Here is a 15162-nt window from a genome sequence, read left to right as displayed (position 1 = left end):
TGTGCTGCGGTGCCGTTTTCAGTGACTCACTGCTTGACGCTGGACGGATAGCCCGCGTCTGCGGTTGCCTTGGTCAGCTTCTGCACGCTGGTCTTGGCATCGTCGAAGGTGACGACCGCTTGGCGTGTCTCGAAAGTCACGTCAACTTTGCTGACGCCTTCGACCTTGGAAATCGCCTTCTTGACAGTGATCGGGCAGGCGGAGCAGGTCATGCCCGGTACGGACAGCGTGACGGTCTGGGTGGCGGCCCAGACGGGGGCAACAACGGCGGCGAGGGCGAGGGAGGCAAACAGTTTCTTCATGGTGAACTCCGATCAGTAGAAAAATGGCATGACGTAGGGAAATCCGAGCGCGACCAGAACCAGCGCGGCCACGATCCAGAAAATGAGCTTGTAAGTAGCTCGCACTTGGGGAATCGCGCAGACCTCACCCGGTTTGCAGGCCGCTGCCTGCCGGTAGATGCGCCGCCAGGCGAAGAACAACGCCACCAGCGCCACGCCGATAAAGATGGGGCGATAGGGTTCCAACACCGCCAAGTTGCCGATCCAAGCGCCGCTGAACCCCAAGGCGATCAGAACCAACGGCCCGAGGCAGCAAGCCGAGGCGAGGATGGCGGCAAGCCCTCCAGTGAAGAGCGCGCCGCGCCCGGTTTTTGGTTCAGACATGCGCTTGTCCTTTCGAATTGAAATTGGATAGCGTAACCTTACTTCCGTACTCATGTACGGAGTCAAGCGATATGGAAAACAATTTGGAGAACCTGACCATTGGCGTTTTCGCCAAGGCGGCCGGGGTCAATGTGGAGACCATCCGTTTCTATCAGCGCAAGGGCTTGTTGCTGGAGCCTGACAAGCCCTATGGCAGCATCCGCCGCTATGGCGAGGCGGATGTAACGCGGGTGCGCTTCGTGAAATCAGCCCAGCGGCTGGGCTTCAGCCTGGATGAGATCGCCGAGCTGCTGCGGCTGGAGGATGGCACCCATTGCGAGGAAGCCAGCAGTCTGGCCGAGCACAAGCTCAAGGACGTGCGCGAGAAAATGGCTGACCTGGCGCGCATGGAGGCCGTGCTGTCTGAGTTGGTGTGCGCCTGCCATGCGCGAAGGGGGAACGTTTCCTGCCCGCTGATCGCGTCACTACAGGGTGGAGCAAGCTTGGCAGGTTCGGCTATGCCTTAGCGTGCTTTATTTTCCGTTTTCTGAGACGACCCCCTCAAGAGTTTCGCCCACCATCTTGGTCGATAGTCGCGCCTTCATGTCCCGTAGGCGCTCGATTGCGTCATCACGATCCTTGATCTGCGTCTCGTACTTTTCTTTCAAAGATTTCTCGGCGAGATGCTTTTCAAGTTCTACCCGCTGCAAGCCGCTCTTCAATTCGTCACGTTCTTTCTCGACCGCGCCGACTGCTTCGGTAATCGCGAGCTTCTTCTCGATGACAACAGCGTCAAGCTTCGCCTTGAGTTCCTGTATCTCCGACTCCTTCGCTGCAGCGGCTTTTTGCACTTCGCTCATGAGCGTGACCTCTGCCAACTTGGATACGGCTTGCTTGTCACGCTTCGCTTGTTCCAATTCATTTGCAAGCGTGTCACGCTCTTTTTCCACCGCGCTCAAAGCCTCGGCCACGGCAAGTTGCCGCGCAACTTCGCCAGCATCAAGCCTGGCCTTCAGCTCCTGGATCTCGGCGTCCTTGGCAGACGAGGTCTTCTGCAATTCGTTGGCAATCTTGGCTTCAGCTAGTTCGACCGCATTGCGCTTTCCCTGCTCGGCCAACTCTAGCCGCTCATGCAACTGCTTCTCGAAATCGCTATCTCGAACCTGCTTCAGAATGTCCGCGTACCCAACTTCATCGATCTTGAATGCCTTCCCGCAGTGAGGGCAGATGATTTCATGCATGATTACTTACCCTCCACCTTGACAAGAATCTGCTTAAGCATTTCTGGCACCACTCCTCCCGACCGGAGTGTTGCAGTCCGGTATGCGAGTTGGTTTTTCGATAGATTTATTCCGGTATCAGCCTCAACACTATTGCAGGCAGTTATCCACTCACCCCAGTTCGCAGACAGAAACGCTTCAAGATGATCATCAAAAATGGCCGCGACGTCGGAAATGGTGGCGGATGGAAAATCTTCTTCAGGCAAGCCGAAGTACCGCATTAATCTGCAGTTCTCTACCGCATGATTGTTGCGCTCCCGATCTATGTCATCTTGCTTTTTGTTTTTGGCTTTGGCTCGCGCTTCAAATCCACCGTCTGCATCAAACAGTGCGTAGACTGGCACACCAATAGATTTCAAAATCGCATGCGCGAGGGGTATCGATGTCTTGCTGCCCACAGAAACGATAGAAATTCCTGCTGCCTCAAGGGCGCCGGGGGAAGTTCTATCTCCAATACCGTAGAACACAGCAGATTCGGTTGTCCCCTCCACAAGAAATGCGCGATTCGCGAAGAGTGCTATGGCAAGCTGGTCGGCCACGTTATGGTCGAGCCTGCGATCGACCACATCGCCATCCACTGTTCCATTCAGCCTGGCCTTCACATCCTCAACCGTGGCAAAGTGGACCGTCACCACCGGGACTTCGTCAGCGGATCTCGTCAGCCGTCTGACTTGATGGAAATGTCGAGCCTCCAGGAAGTAGGGGCTATGCGTCGCATAGGTCACCTGGATGCGCTTGCCAGCATCTTCGGCGAGCGACCTGAGCACCTTCGCAAAGGTCTGCGCCTGGATCGGGTGCTGGAAAAGTTCCGGCTCCTCGATCGCCAGGCAGATGACTCCCTCGGCCGAGGCTGCGCCCGACTGCGCCAAGAGTTGCAGAGCCGAGATCAGCAGCGTGCGCTGAAAGCCGTGTCCCTGCCGCTCCACCGCAGTCTCGGTGGTGCCGTCGAGCACGGCCACGTCGAACGTCGTGCGAGGTGCCTTGAGTTCCACCTCAGCCGGAGAAACCGTGATTGCCCGGCCTGGCGCATAGGTTGTGACGACCTCGTTGAGCTGCGTTGTGATGGCCCCAAGTTGCTCCTTGAACTTCTCTTCGTAGACTTGTTGCTGCTTTGCCCGTGACTCCGCAACGATTTCCGCGATTGCCTCATCAGCGGCAGTTCGGTCAATCGAGCGCTCAAGGATTCGCCCAATGATGCTTGCCTTGCCGTCGATGGACTCTTCACTTGCCCGAAGGTCTGCCGTAACCAGGACGAAGTCGAAGAGCCCGCTCATCTTGCCGCCGCTGTTGAAACCGAAGAAATTGGTTTGCAAAGCCTCGGGCGCATCGAGCAGTTGATCAGTGTGAGCCGCCTCCCAAGTTGTCATCGCCTGCTCGACGGCTGGACCAGTATTCGCCGCAGGAAGGTCAAGCTCCGGGCGCTCGCGCCGGAGAGTGGCATACAGCTCTTTCTTCGCAGTCGCACCGCCTGCTGCCTTGATGGCATTTAAAGCCGGAAATCCCTTTGCATTGGCGGAGAGCACATCGGTGCCATCGGGAGATCGGCGCTTCCATGCGGTGAACGTGGCAACTCCTTCCGGCGCGTACTTGCCAAGTGCCTCGCGATCCTTTTCGGTGAGGTCTGCGAAGGTGACCTGAACCTCGATGTCTTCGTCAGTCGCCCCAAAAGAGCAATCCTTCTCCGTCAGCGAGCCGGGTTTGCCGTTGAAGAACCAGTCGAGCGCACGAAGCACCGTTGACTTGCCGGCACCGTTCGGCCCGATGAAGGTCGTGACGGAATCGAACGGAATCGTCACGTCTTTCAACGTGCGAAAGTTTCGGATGCGAACGGATTGGATCTTCATTTCGGGTCTCTGCTCCTTGTGTTTTGTGTCGTCTCTCGCCGTGACAGCGACAGAACCTATCCTTTTGCCGCCTCGGTCAAAAGATCGTCAACGGAGCGCGCAACCACATACCGGGCGGGGTTCTCACCAACCGCCAGCGCAGTGAAATGCGCCTTGCCGCATTCGATCTTGGCGCTTTCCTTGTCGCGCAGGTCGTCGGTGAACAGGCTGCTCTTGGTTTCCACCACGAAGTACAGGCGCTGAGCACCGTCTTCTTCCACCAGCACGGCCCAGTCGGGGTTGTAGCTGCCCAGTGGGGTGGGCACCTTGAACCAGCCCGGCAGCTTGGCGTAGAGCTTGATGGCCTCGTTCTTCTCCAGCCCGTTGGCAAAATCCCGCTCTGGGGTCGAGTCGTACACCACGTGCTCGTAGATCGACTTCTGGGTATCCAACAGCATGTTCTTCAGATAACCGGTCAGTTCCTCCTTCTCGAACAGCTCCTGCGCATAGACATGCTGGTCGCCGAGCTTCTGGTACTTGATGCCATCGACCAGGGCCAAGCGCTTGCAACGGTTGATGGTTTCGGCGGTCAATTCGATGAACTGCTGCGGATTGCGCTTGAAGTCGTCCAGGCGGCCGCTTCCCGTCAGGATGCTGACGATGGTGCGTCGGGTGAGCTGGGTGCGATCCTGCAGGTCGGTCAGCAAATCCGGCAGCTCAATATCCGCCTCGTCCAGCACCACGGTCGCCGCGCCCGCTTTCTCCGTCGCGGCGACACCCGCCTTGCCGATAGAGATGTCGGCCTTGCGCCATTGCAGCCGTGCTTTGGCAATCACCGGGGCCTTCTGCAACGCTGCGATGCAATCCGTCACCAGCTTGGCGTTATCGAACTGCACGCGGTACGTTGTCTGGTGCTTGATGCGGTCCCACAGTGCCTTGAACTCGTCGCTCAGATAAACGACCTTGCCATCCTTACCCTTGCGCAGCGGCACTTGCCTGCGCTCATCGGCATTCTTGATGTCCAGCCGGCCCGACACCTTGCGCAGCACTTCAGCAATCTGGGCTTTCTGCGCATCAAACTCGGCCGGCAGTTCCAAGGTGCCGTTCTTCAGCGCCGTTTTCAGTGAATCCTGCACCTTGCCTTTGGCATCTATATGGCCGGCGGCTTTCAGGTGCTCCCACAGTGCCTTTGATTGCTCGATGCCCAGCGGTGCGGCGTGCCCATCAGCGCCAGTCACGGCAATGGCGGCAAATTGATGCTGCTCCACAATGCCAAAGCGGATGCCTGTGTCTTTCTCGATTTCCTTCTGCAGGTTTTCGGCAAACTGTTCGTAGTTTTCCGTGGCCACCACGGTCAGGGTGTTGACCTCGAAGCCCCGTACCCGCTCGCCATCCTGGTTGACGCACAGGCGCAGGCCGCGACCAATGGTCTGGCGGCGCTCGCGCTCGGTCTGGATGTCGCGCAAGGTGCAAATCTGGAACACGTTGGGGTTGTCCCAGCCTTCCTTGAGGGCGGAGTGGGAGAAGATGAACTTCAGCGGCGTGCTGAAGGACAGCAGCTTCTCCTTCTCTTTCATGATCAGGTTGTAGGCGCGTTCGGCATTCTCCCGGTTACCCGCATTGTTCTCGGCGGTATCAAGCCAGCCGCCCTTCTTGTCGATGGAGAAATAGCCGTTGTGCACTTCTTCGGCGGCGGACTCCAGGTCGATCTCGGCAAACAAACTCTGGTAGGCCGGCAACTTGGCGGCACGGCGATATTCTTCCTCGAACATCTGCGCATACACGCCCTTGACCGGCTGGCCGTCCGCATCGTACTGACGGTACTTGTCCACCGCGTCGATGAAGAACAGGCTCAACACCTTGATCCCCAATGGACGCAGGTGCTTTTCCTTGTCCAGATGCTCCTTGATCGTGCGGCGGATCATCTCGCGTTGCACGGCCAGCGCATCCACATCACCGTGGGCCTGACCCGGCTGCAAAAACACTTCGCCGCCGGGGTAGCGCAGCTCCATGAACGCTTCGCCCTTGGCCGTATTGATCTCGCCCACCCGAAAATCGGCGTAGATCGCACGGCCATCGGCGCTCTGCTGAAGGTCGTCGCCATCGCTGACCGTCACCTCAGTCCTTTGCACGCCAGTGGCGGTCTGTTTATCCAGCTCGACCTTGGCGCTGATGCGGCCGCGCTTGTTTTCCACCTTCACCAGGCGCACGAAAGGCTTGTTGTGCGCATCCTCCACCGTGGCCGACGCCACCTCGATCTGCTTGACCAGCTTGCGCTCATAAGCATCCACGGCATCCAGGCGGAACACCATGTGGTGCTTGTCCACATGGGTAGCGGAATAGCGCAGCGTGCAGAGCGGGTTCATGGCATCCAGCGCTTCCTTGCCGCGTCCTTCAAGGCCGCCGTCCACACTTTGCGGTTCATCCACGATGATGATCGGCCGGGTGGCCTTGATCAGGTCGATGGGCTTCTCGCCGCCCGTCTTCTCGGTCTCTTTGTAGAGGTTGTTCACATCCTTCTTGTTGATGGCGCCCACCGTCACCACCATGATCTGGATGTTGGAACTAGTGGCGAAATTGCGCACCGGCCCGGGCTTGCCCGAGTCGTACAGGAAGTAATCGAAGGGCACGCCCGCGTAGAGCCCCTTGAAGTGTTCCTCGGTGATTTGCAGGGTCTTGTAGACGCCTTCCTTGATCGCCACCGAGGGCACCACGATCACGAACTTGCTGAAACCGTAGCGCTTGTTCAGCTCGAAGATCGAGCGCAGGTATACATAGGTCTTACCGGTGCCGGTCTCCATTTCCACCGTGAAGTCGCCGGAAGTCAGCGAGCCGGAAGGCGGCAGGCCACCGCGCAACTGGATGTCCGCGAGGTTCTTGAGCAGTTCATCGTCCAGCAGGGTCAAGCGGTTGCCAACGCCAAGGTCGGACTGCGCCACACCCAGTGACATCTGCACCTCATCGGGCAGTTTCATGGTCACCGTAAATTCGGTGCGGCAGACCTCCTGACCACGGAAAAGATCGCACACGGCCTCGATGGCCTGCATCTGATAGTCGAGGTTGGGCTCGAAGTGGAGTTTCATTGCGAACCTCCCTTACAAGCTACGCACGTTCTGGATGCCGTGCTGCTCCAGAATCGCGGCGAGGTTGGTTTTGGCAACGTCGTCGGCAAAGGCGCTGTCGCGGAACACGCAGGTGCTTTCTTTTCCAGCAGGGCCAGCGGGTGCCAGCTCCTTGTGCCAGGCGATGATGCCTTGGGCCAGTGGCTCCACCTGCTCACGGGTGATTTTTTCGGCCAGGCAAGCCAACAGCACGCCGCCGCCTACGGCATGTACATCTAGCCCTTCAATGCCGCGCTTTTCGATGGGTACGCAAAGATCAAGGCCGAGCTTGAGCAGCAGTTCGTACAACACATCGGCCTCGCTGCGGCCTTCGAGCAGGTGATCCTGATGGTCGAACAGTGTGGCTTCCAGATCGTGTGGTTTGGGATTCCAGGCTCGGATATTAGAGGTGTCGAGCTTGAATACGCGGAAGCCGGTGTCGCCCTGCCAGTCGAGGTTATCGGCTTTGATCTTGGTTCCGGAACGGCGTAGGCGTTCTTTAGTGAGCTCAGCGATATTCAGCGGCCGTCCAAGGTCTCCACAGTACTTTGCAGCAATCTTTTGCTGCTTGTCGCTTGCGTCAAGCGACTCTGGAAGTTGGACAAGAATGTAACGTCTGCTCCCGTTATCCTGACTGTTCAACTGCATCGTCGCCTCGCCCGTCGTGCCGCTGCCCGCAAAAAAATCCAGCACAACGGCGTGAGGGTCATCAGACGTGGTGTAGCGGATCAGTTTCGCAATCTCGTCCAGATCCTTTGGATTGTTGAAGACTTTCTTCCCCAATAGGGTCCGGAGATATTTCACCGAAACCTGGGATTGCTTGTAGAAGTAGCTACCCCTAACCTGAGTTGCGAATTCTTCTTCATCCTCGATATCGGCTGGTTCCTCAGGCGCATCAACATCAGTCGAACTGTCCGAATCAAGCTCCTGAGGAATCGGGCGGATATGTGCCTTTCGGAAGGGCGGCTCCGTGTGGTCTTGGCGAAACTCAACAAGCCCAAGTTTTATCTGGCGTTGCATTTCATCGGAAGATGAGTATCTCCAACCGGCCTCCGGCACAACGCACGGTTGATTTGTAACGGGATGAAGGACGTCATAGCGCGGCCCACCACCGCCCGGCCAGGAGATGTCACGATCCCGCCACGGCCCGTTTTGATCCACTCGCTTGTAGCGGCTCCACTTTTTAGCGGGGTGTGCTTTGGGCAAGTCGGAATACCAAGCTTGCAGCCCCTCTTCGATCAGGTTGTCTTGGATTCCATGCTGAACGCGCAGTTCGAGGTATTTATTCCAGATATCTCGGGCACCCGGCTTTTCTTCACGCCACAGCGTTTTCTGCTCTCGAAGGTAGCTCTGCGATTTTGCGTAGACAAGAACGTACTCATGTCCATTGGAAAAAAACTTGGCATCATTTTTTCTGCCTTTTTCCCATGTAAGGCAGGATAGAAAATTTTCTTCACCGAAGGCTTCATCCATCACGGAGCGCAGGTTCGTGATCTCATGCTCGTCGATACTGAGCAGGATTACCCCATCCTCTCGCAGTAAATTCCTCGCCAGCTTCAACCTTGGATACATCATGTTCAACCAGTCGGTATGAAAGCGCCCGCTGGCCTCGGTATTGCTGCTAATCTTCTCTCCACCCTCGATCTGCCCGGTCAGCTCCAGATAGTTCTTGATGTTGTCCTGAAAATTGTCCGGATACACAAAATCCTTGCCGGTGTTGTACGGCGGGTCGATATAGATCAGCTTGACCTTGCTGGCATAGCTTTTTTGCAGCAGCTTGAGCACTTCAAGGTTGTCGCCCTCGATCATCAGGTTCTGGGTGGTATCCCAGTCCACGCTGTCTTCCGGGCAGGGGCGCAGGGTGCCCGTGCTGGGCGTGAGCGCCAATTGCCGGGCGCGGCGCTTGCCATGCCAGTTGAGGCCGTATTTCTCGTCGGCATCGGTGACGGTGGCATCGCCCACCAGCGCCTTGAGTACGTCCACATTCACGGCCACGCCGCCCGCGCCCTCGGTGATCAGCTCCGGGAACAGCGCTTTGAGCTGTTCGATATTTCCCGCCACCAGATCGGCGGATTGGGCTTCTGGGCTGGTGGTATCGATTTTTTTAATGGTCATGGTGAGACTCTCCTCAAACTCGGTATTCTTTGGCATCAGGCATCCTGCAGGTCGCCCATCTGGCGATCAAAAGACTGGCGAATCAGGCCCATGACGTAGGGAAGCTCATCCAGGCTGGACAAGCCGACTTCTACATCGCCATTGCCCCAGCGGCCAAGGTTGGTGACATCGGTGCACAGCCCTTTGGGGTCATCGATCTCGCTGAATGGCATATTCAGCGACAGGCGCAAGCGTCTGGCCTGAGGGACAACATCCACGAAATTTGTCTCTGCCTTATAGGCGACATAGAGCTTGAGGTATTCCTCGTAGATGCACGGGTCCAACTCCAAAATTTCTTTGCGCAAGGCATCAAACAGTGTGCGAATGGTGCCGCTGGTCAGGTGCGGATGATCGTCGATGCCGTAGTGTTGCCCTGCGTTGGTTGCTGAAGGGCGATAGGCATCAAGGACGCTGCTATCCAGCTGCGGTGCAGCCCATACTTTGGCGGCTTCTCTAGCAAGGCGCTCGGCACGTGTTTTGATGGCACTTTCATCCCACTTTTCTACCTCACCCAATCCTTCGTTGATGTTGAGGGCGCTGTATTTGAAGCCGATTTTCTTGCCATCGGCATTGATGACCTGATCGCGCTTGTAGGCGAATGGATAGTCGCTGTACTCGCTGTTGTATCCCGTCAAGGTGAGATTGCCCAAGGTATGCAGATACTTCTGCTGAGTCTGTTGCCAATCGGGGCCGAGTTCCGCCTGCCACGCTGATGAAAGTACTTCGTTCTGCGGCAGGATGTGCTCGATGGTGTAGTCCTCAACCACGATGCGTTCCTTGCGTCCATGGTTTTCGAGACGACGCAACCAATAGCTACGGCTGCGGAAGTTGTACAGGTCGCGTTGTTTGAGCTCGCGCTGGAACTCCTCATCGCCTGGGAAGCGGCGATAGGACGGCAACAACAGGAACGCCGCCCGCACACTCTCCAGATAACGGTCTTTTTTCAGTGTCCGGCTCAGGCCTGGGAAGGTCTTGTTCAGCGAGTTGGTGGGAATGGCGCAGATGGCGCGGCGAAACACGTAGCTTTCAACCAAGCGAACGATGCTCACCAATTCGTCCGCAGCCAACCGTGCTTGCTTGTAGTCGTGATAGACATCAAGCAGGAAGGGATAGGCTACGTCTACCTTCAGCTCACGCAGATCGTGAAAAGCTTCTTTTAGTTTCGACTCCGTTTCCGCACCAAGCGCCATGGCGCAGTAGTAGCTGGCATAGGCGTGGATATCAGCAACAAGCGCAGTGGTATCAAGCTGGCTGGCGCGAGCGAAAGCCTTGAAGGCAGCATACACTTCGCGCACGTTGGGAATCTCACCTGTTTTGGCAGTGAGATAGTGACGCATAAAGGGATCGAAGTGCGTCACGTAGGCCTTCTGGCCGAACGATTTTTCCATCGGCCGCCAGTAACTCTGGTAAAGCTCAGTCTGGAGCTTTGGCTCCAATCCCATCAGGATGTAGTTGCGAATCAGATCGGCCTGGCTGAGCTCAAGGCCGGTGGAATTCATGCTCTCGAAGATGAGCTGAGGATTGTCCTGAGTGCGATCGAGCGACACCTCGACGATGAGCAATTTGGCCAACCCTTGGCAGATGGCTTTGAGCTCGTCCTGATGCTTGTTTATCAGCGCCTGAAAGAGCGTGTAGTTCTGCTCTATGCGGGTACTGATCTCCGCAGGCATCGGTGCGGATTTGATGATGGCCAACAACGTCTTCTTATCAGTTTCCGACAGAATGAGTTTGTAGTGGCGCTCGCCGTCCTCTTCAGGATTGAGCAGGTAGTAATTGTGCAGCTTTCGCGCGGAGAAACTGTCCAGCAATTCAGGCAGCTGATTGGCTTCAAAGTGCTTGGCCAGTGCTGCAATCAACAAGGTGCACGTGGTAAGACGTTGTTGTCCGTCGATGACCAGCAGTGCTTCCTGGGTGGTGACGGTGGACAGACCACGCTCCACATAAACGATGGAACCGATGAAATGGCCATTAATCTGCTCGTCACGACCCGACCTCAGCAAATCTGACCACAGCTGTTGGCACTGGGCTTCCGTCCAGGAGTAATTGCGCTGATAGATGGGAATGACGAACTGCGGAGATTTCTTCAAGAACTTGAGCAGGTTGGTTTCTGTGGCCTTCACTTCTATTCCTCAGAGATATTGAGCGATCTGCTGACGCTCGGCCAACAGTGCTTTTAATTGGAGATTGATTTCGACTTGGCGTGCCATCTGCTTTTCCTTCGCGCCTTGTGCCCGCAGGCGGCTGATCTCGCCTTCAAGCCGCTCGCAATCGGCCAGCGCCTGCCGACGCGCCGCCGCCTGCTCCGGCGTTGCCGTGGTTCGGTAGTTTCCTGTCCGCCGCGCAGCCTGCAGGGCCTGCACGCAATCCATCCAGCCTTGATAGAGGGCGTGCAACGAGGTCTGGGGCTGGTGTGCAATCGACAGGGATTGCACGAAGGCATGCTCGGCTTCGGAGCGTGCTGCGGCATCGGTCGCCGTGGCATTGGCGGTTGCGTGGGATAGCAAGGCCAACGTAAGGCTGCCGTCGAGCACCACTTTGCTGGCCTCGTTCTGCGCCCAGCGCTTGTGGGCCAGGGACAAGGCCACCGTTTGTCCTTCAACCAACAGCAACAGCACCGGATAAGGCACCGCACGGTGCACCAGTTCAGCCAGCCGCGAGCAACTGGCGGGTTTGACGGTACCCCGCAAGGTCACAACCAGCACTGCGATCTCAAGGTACTCGCGCTGCGCGTCCCGGTAGTCAGGCACGCCGATGGTGTTGGGCTTGAGCGCGGCGAACCACTGGATTTCTTCAATGGCATCGGTGATCAAGCGTTTGTCGGACGCCGTAGGCACACCATTCTCCAACAGCAGTTTCTTGGGGACGCGCTGCTCTACCCGGCAACTGTCGGGCAGGCCCAATGCCTGGATAACGGCGTGCGCGTCGATGACCGTCATGCTGCCTCCCTTTCCGGCAGCACCACCAGGAATGCCACCACCTCAAAATCACCGCTGCCGGCGAATTCGCCTTTCATGGCGTGCGTGCCGCCGGGCGTGAATAGACTGGCCACGGCCCGTTCCTCGTGCTTGCCGGCGACGGATGCCACTGCCGCCGCGAGCAGCTTCTGGGCATGGCGCATGTCTTCGCCCCCTTTGGTGGCCTTGTCGAACCGCGCGCAGGCACTTTCATCAGGTCGTTCGCGCCCCAGCGAAAGGCGCTTGAGGCGGTCCAGGATGCGTTTGGCCTGGGGGTAAGGCAGCAATACGGTTCCGTCATCGCCGACATGCACCAGGTAGTGCGGCGCGAGCGGGTAGTCGGACGATGCGGCGGGCTTTGCTGCCGGGCCGCAGGCTTGCAAGCAGAAGATCACGCCGGGGGGAATATCGGCATCCAGTGTCGTGGTCACCGCATAGGCTCCAAGGGGCTGGGTGTCGAGCTTGCCGGGGTGCGCCTTCAGATATTGCGCCAGATCGATGCGGAAGTCGGTCAGGGTGAGGTCGGTGATCGACACGCCGGTGGACAGGTCTTCCATGTCGATGACGGTGTCCTGCAATTTGAGCAACTGCTTGCGCCGGTATTCCAGATCGTTCATGGCGTTGCCGGATTGTTGCTCGATCAGGTTTTCTTCCCCTGTGGCCGAGACATCGAGCAGCACCATGCGACCGCTGACGCGCTGTTCCAGGTTGATGTATTCCTCCAACTCCATGTTGGGCCAGAAGTTCACGAGCTGGATGCGCTGGTTGGGCGAGCCGATGCGGTCGATGCGTCCGAAGCGCTGGATGATGCGCACCGGGTTCCAGTGGATGTCGTAGTTGATCAGCCAGTCGCAGTCTTGCAGGTTCTGCCCTTCGGAAATGCAGTCGGTGGCGATCAACAAGTCAATCTCGCCTTCAGCGGCCAGTTCGGCCGGGCGCTCCTTGGCGCGCGGCGCAAATGCCGACAGCACATCGCTCATGCCTTTGCGCAGACCGGGCAAGGTGGTCTGTATGCCGGCGCTCCCGGTGACCAGCGCAGCATCGACACCCAACGTGCTTTTGGCCCAGGGAGCGAGCTGCGCATAGAGATAGTGCGCCGTATCGGAAAAAGCAGTGAACACGATGATCTTGCGGTTGCCGGGGTTGATCGGATCGTGGCACTTGCGTTGGATCAAGTCGCGCAGTGCGGTCAGCTTGGCGTCGCGGGCGGCATCGATTTGTTTGGCAGCCGCCAGCAGGGTTGCCAGGCGGTTGCGGTCTTCCAGCAGATCCTGCTTCCAGCGGATCAGATCCACGTCATCCAGCAGCACCTTGACTTTGCGCCCGACCAACAAGGACTCGAACGCGGGGTCGTCGATATCGACGTCGGCAATGTCGATTTCCTCCAGTGCATCGGCATGCGACTCAATGCGGCCCAGCGTGGCCTCCACGTCCTTGAGCTGCCTTTGCAGTGTCAGGGTGAAGGAAGAAACGGCGCTTTCCATGCGTTTGAGCACGTTCACACGCAGGAGATGAATCAGGCTTTCTTCGCGGTCCGCTTGGCGGAAGAAGCTTTCTCCGCCGCGAATCTGCGTGCTGTACTTGGCGTCGTAGGCTTCCTGTTTGTGGGGCAGGACATAGCGCAGCGGCGCATAACTGGCCAAGGTGAGTCGGCGGATTTCCTGATTGATGTCGCGGATGGCGCGGAACTCGCCCGCAAGGTCAACGTCGGCCTTGATGTTGATCGGTGGCAGGCGATCCGGGAAGCGGCCTGTCTCGCTGGTGCCGTAGTATTTCTCCACGTGCCGCCGAGAGCGGGCGATGGTGAGATGGTCCAGCAAGGTGAAGTAGTCGAAACCCAGCATCTCCACCAGCCGGGTCGGTGTTTTTTCAGCTTCGTCCAGCGCCAGCCAGCGGTTGAACTGCGCCTGCGCCTTGCGGGTCGTGGCCTCGATGCTGGCGATGCCGTGCTCCATCAGGGCGGTGTCATCGCCTTCGGTGGCAAAGGCAATCTGGTTGCGCAGGTCGGCCAGGCGGTTGTTGACCGGTGTGGCCGAGAGCATCAGCACGCGGGTCTTGACGCCTTCGCGGATGATCCGCCGCATCAGGCGGTCGTAGCGCGACTCCTTGCCTTTGTGGGTGGCCTTGTTGCGGAAGTTGTGCGATTCGTCGATCACCACCAGGTCGTAGTTGCCCCAATTCACATGCGACAGATCGATATCGCCGGATGTGCCGCCATCGCGTGACAGGTCGGTGTGGTTGAGGACGTCGTAGTTGAAACGGTCGCCTGCAAGGACGTTGCGCTTGTCGTTGGCCTTGTAAAGCGTCCAGTTATCGCGCAGGCGCTTGGGCGCCAGCACCAGCACGCGGTCGTTGCGCAGTTCGTGGTACTTGATGATGGCCAGGGCTTCGAAGGTTTTGCCTAAGCCGACACTGTCGGCAATGATGCAGCCGCCAAAGCGGTTGAGTTTGTCGATCGCGCCCACCACGCCGTCGCGCTGGAACTTGAAGAGCTTCTTCCACACCACGGTATTGCGAATGCCGGTGGCGGACTTGACGATGCGCTCTTCATCCATCTCGTCGCCACTGTCACGAAACAGGTGATGCAACATCAATGTGTAGATGGTGAACGGGTCGCGGTGCTCACCAAGGGCTCGCAGCGCTTCGAGAACGGCATCACGCCCTTTGCTCTTGTCCTCCGAATCGGTGGCAGAAACGCTTTGCAGATTTGCCCACTGGTGATCGAACCATTGGGCAAGCTGCGCGGCCTCGTCAGCAGATTCCGATGCCTGAATCAAGCTCAATGGGTTGCCTGGCGTCAGGCCAAGGCCTGATGTGCTGAAGGCGAACGACCCCAGCACCACTTGTTCAGGCGTTCCATCGAGCCTGCGCATGACTGCTGCACCTTGAGGCACTGATCTTGATGCCCGCCGCAGATCAACCTTCTCACTGATCCACTTCGCGCACTGATTGGCCAACCAGCGTGCCTGCAGACGATTGCGCGCGGCACGGTCACCTTCCGAACCAAGGAGTTCAAGCACCGCATCGTCGGGAGGCACAATCAATTGGACCCGTTCCAGGGTGGACAGAGCCTCTCGGACTTCAGCGAAGGCGTAAAGAGAGAACGAAGGCGTCACGCAACCGAGCTGATTGCCACGCTTGAGATGAGGGCGGATCAAATCGATGACGCGCTGCGAACCGGTGTTGTGGATCAGCTTCATGGTCGT

At 57.9% G+C, this 15162-nt stretch carries 10 protein-coding genes; 1 reads left to right on the top strand and 9 read right to left on the bottom strand.

The window, feature by feature from the left end:
* Window positions 1-26: 26 nt before the first annotated feature.
* Both merP and merT read right to left on the bottom strand, forming a co-directional pair.
* Window positions 27-302 carry a mercury resistance system periplasmic binding protein MerP gene (merP, locus tag ACVWSC_RS05780; protein ID WP_003131987.1) on the bottom strand — a complete coding sequence of 92 codons (276 nt, stop codon included), beginning with the start codon at window positions 300-302 and terminating at the stop codon, window positions 27-29.
* Between the two features lie 12 nt (window positions 303-314).
* Window positions 315-665 carry a mercuric ion transporter MerT gene (merT, locus tag ACVWSC_RS05775; protein WP_003131974.1) on the bottom strand — a complete coding sequence of 117 codons (351 nt, stop codon included), beginning with the start codon at window positions 663-665 and terminating at the stop codon, window positions 315-317.
* A gap of 71 nt (window positions 666-736) precedes the next feature.
* Here merT and ACVWSC_RS05770 point away from each other — a divergent pair, with 71 nt between their 5' ends.
* Window positions 737-1171 carry a mercury resistance transcriptional regulator MerR gene (locus ACVWSC_RS05770; protein WP_003131969.1) on the top strand — a complete coding sequence of 145 codons (435 nt, stop codon included), beginning with the start codon at window positions 737-739 and terminating at the stop codon, window positions 1169-1171.
* A 6-nt stretch (window positions 1172-1177) separates the two neighbouring features.
* Here the strand turns inward: ACVWSC_RS05770 and ACVWSC_RS05765 are convergent, their stop codons facing one another.
* From ACVWSC_RS05765 to ACVWSC_RS05735, 7 genes are read right to left on the bottom strand one after another with little or no spacing between them, the layout of a single operon-like run.
* A complete protein-coding gene (locus tag ACVWSC_RS05765; protein ID WP_003158916.1) occupies window positions 1178-1885 on the bottom strand; it encodes a DUF2130 domain-containing protein in 708 nt (235 codons plus the stop codon).
* Between the two features lie 2 nt (window positions 1886-1887).
* Window positions 1888-3768 (bottom strand): ATP-dependent endonuclease, encoded by a 1881-nt coding sequence (locus ACVWSC_RS05760; protein ID WP_003158915.1) that lies wholly within the window; start codon window positions 3766-3768, stop codon window positions 1888-1890.
* 56 nt (window positions 3769-3824) lie between these two features.
* On the bottom strand, window positions 3825-6830 hold the full coding sequence (locus tag ACVWSC_RS05755; RefSeq protein ID WP_003160810.1) for a type III restriction-modification system endonuclease: 3006 nt from the start codon (window positions 6828-6830) through the stop codon (window positions 3825-3827).
* A 12-nt stretch (window positions 6831-6842) separates the two neighbouring features.
* On the bottom strand, window positions 6843-8963 hold the full coding sequence (locus ACVWSC_RS05750; RefSeq protein WP_071535871.1) for a site-specific DNA-methyltransferase: 2121 nt from the start codon (window positions 8961-8963) through the stop codon (window positions 6843-6845).
* A gap of 35 nt (window positions 8964-8998) precedes the next feature.
* Entirely contained in the window at window positions 8999-11122 is a 2124-nt protein-coding gene (locus tag ACVWSC_RS05745) for a GmrSD restriction endonuclease domain-containing protein (protein ID WP_003158912.1), read from the bottom strand.
* Window positions 11123-11131: 9 nt separating this feature from the next.
* A complete protein-coding gene (locus ACVWSC_RS05740) occupies window positions 11132-11938 on the bottom strand; it encodes a DUF4391 domain-containing protein (protein WP_003158911.1) in 807 nt (268 codons plus the stop codon).
* Complete coding sequence (locus tag ACVWSC_RS05735) at window positions 11935-15156, bottom strand: helicase-related protein (protein ID WP_003160812.1); 3222 nt, start codon at window positions 15154-15156, stop codon at window positions 11935-11937. Before ACVWSC_RS05735 ends, ACVWSC_RS05740 begins: the two co-directional genes overlap by 4 nt.
* Window positions 15157-15162 lie beyond the last annotated feature (6 nt).

This window comes from Pseudomonas sp. NUPR-002, from assembly GCF_056322725.1.
This window is presented reverse-complemented; position numbering and strand designations above follow the sequence as displayed.

Coding starts and splice junctions, on each gene's coding strand:
- merP (WP_003131987.1), bottom strand. CDS start 302: ATGAAGAAACTGTTTGCCTCCCTCGCCCTCGCCGCCGTTGTTGCCCCC.
- ACVWSC_RS05770 (WP_003131969.1), top strand. CDS start 737: ATGGAAAACAATTTGGAGAACCTGACCATTGGCGTTTTCGCCAAGGCG.
- ACVWSC_RS05750 (WP_071535871.1), bottom strand. CDS start 8,963: ATGACCATTAAAAAAATCGATACCACCAGCCCAGAAGCCCAATCCGCC.
- ACVWSC_RS05765 (WP_003158916.1), bottom strand. CDS start 1,885: ATGCATGAAATCATCTGCCCTCACTGCGGGAAGGCATTCAAGATCGAT.
- merT (WP_003131974.1), bottom strand. CDS start 665: ATGTCTGAACCAAAAACCGGGCGCGGCGCGCTCTTCACTGGAGGGCTT.
- ACVWSC_RS05735 (WP_003160812.1), bottom strand. CDS start 15,156: ATGAAGCTGATCCACAACACCGGTTCGCAGCGCGTCATCGATTTGATC.
- ACVWSC_RS05760 (WP_003158915.1), bottom strand. CDS start 3,768: ATGAAGATCCAATCCGTTCGCATCCGAAACTTTCGCACGTTGAAAGAC.
- ACVWSC_RS05740 (WP_003158911.1), bottom strand. CDS start 11,938: ATGACGGTCATCGACGCGCACGCCGTTATCCAGGCATTGGGCCTGCCC.
- ACVWSC_RS05755 (WP_003160810.1), bottom strand. CDS start 6,830: ATGAAACTCCACTTCGAGCCCAACCTCGACTATCAGATGCAGGCCATC.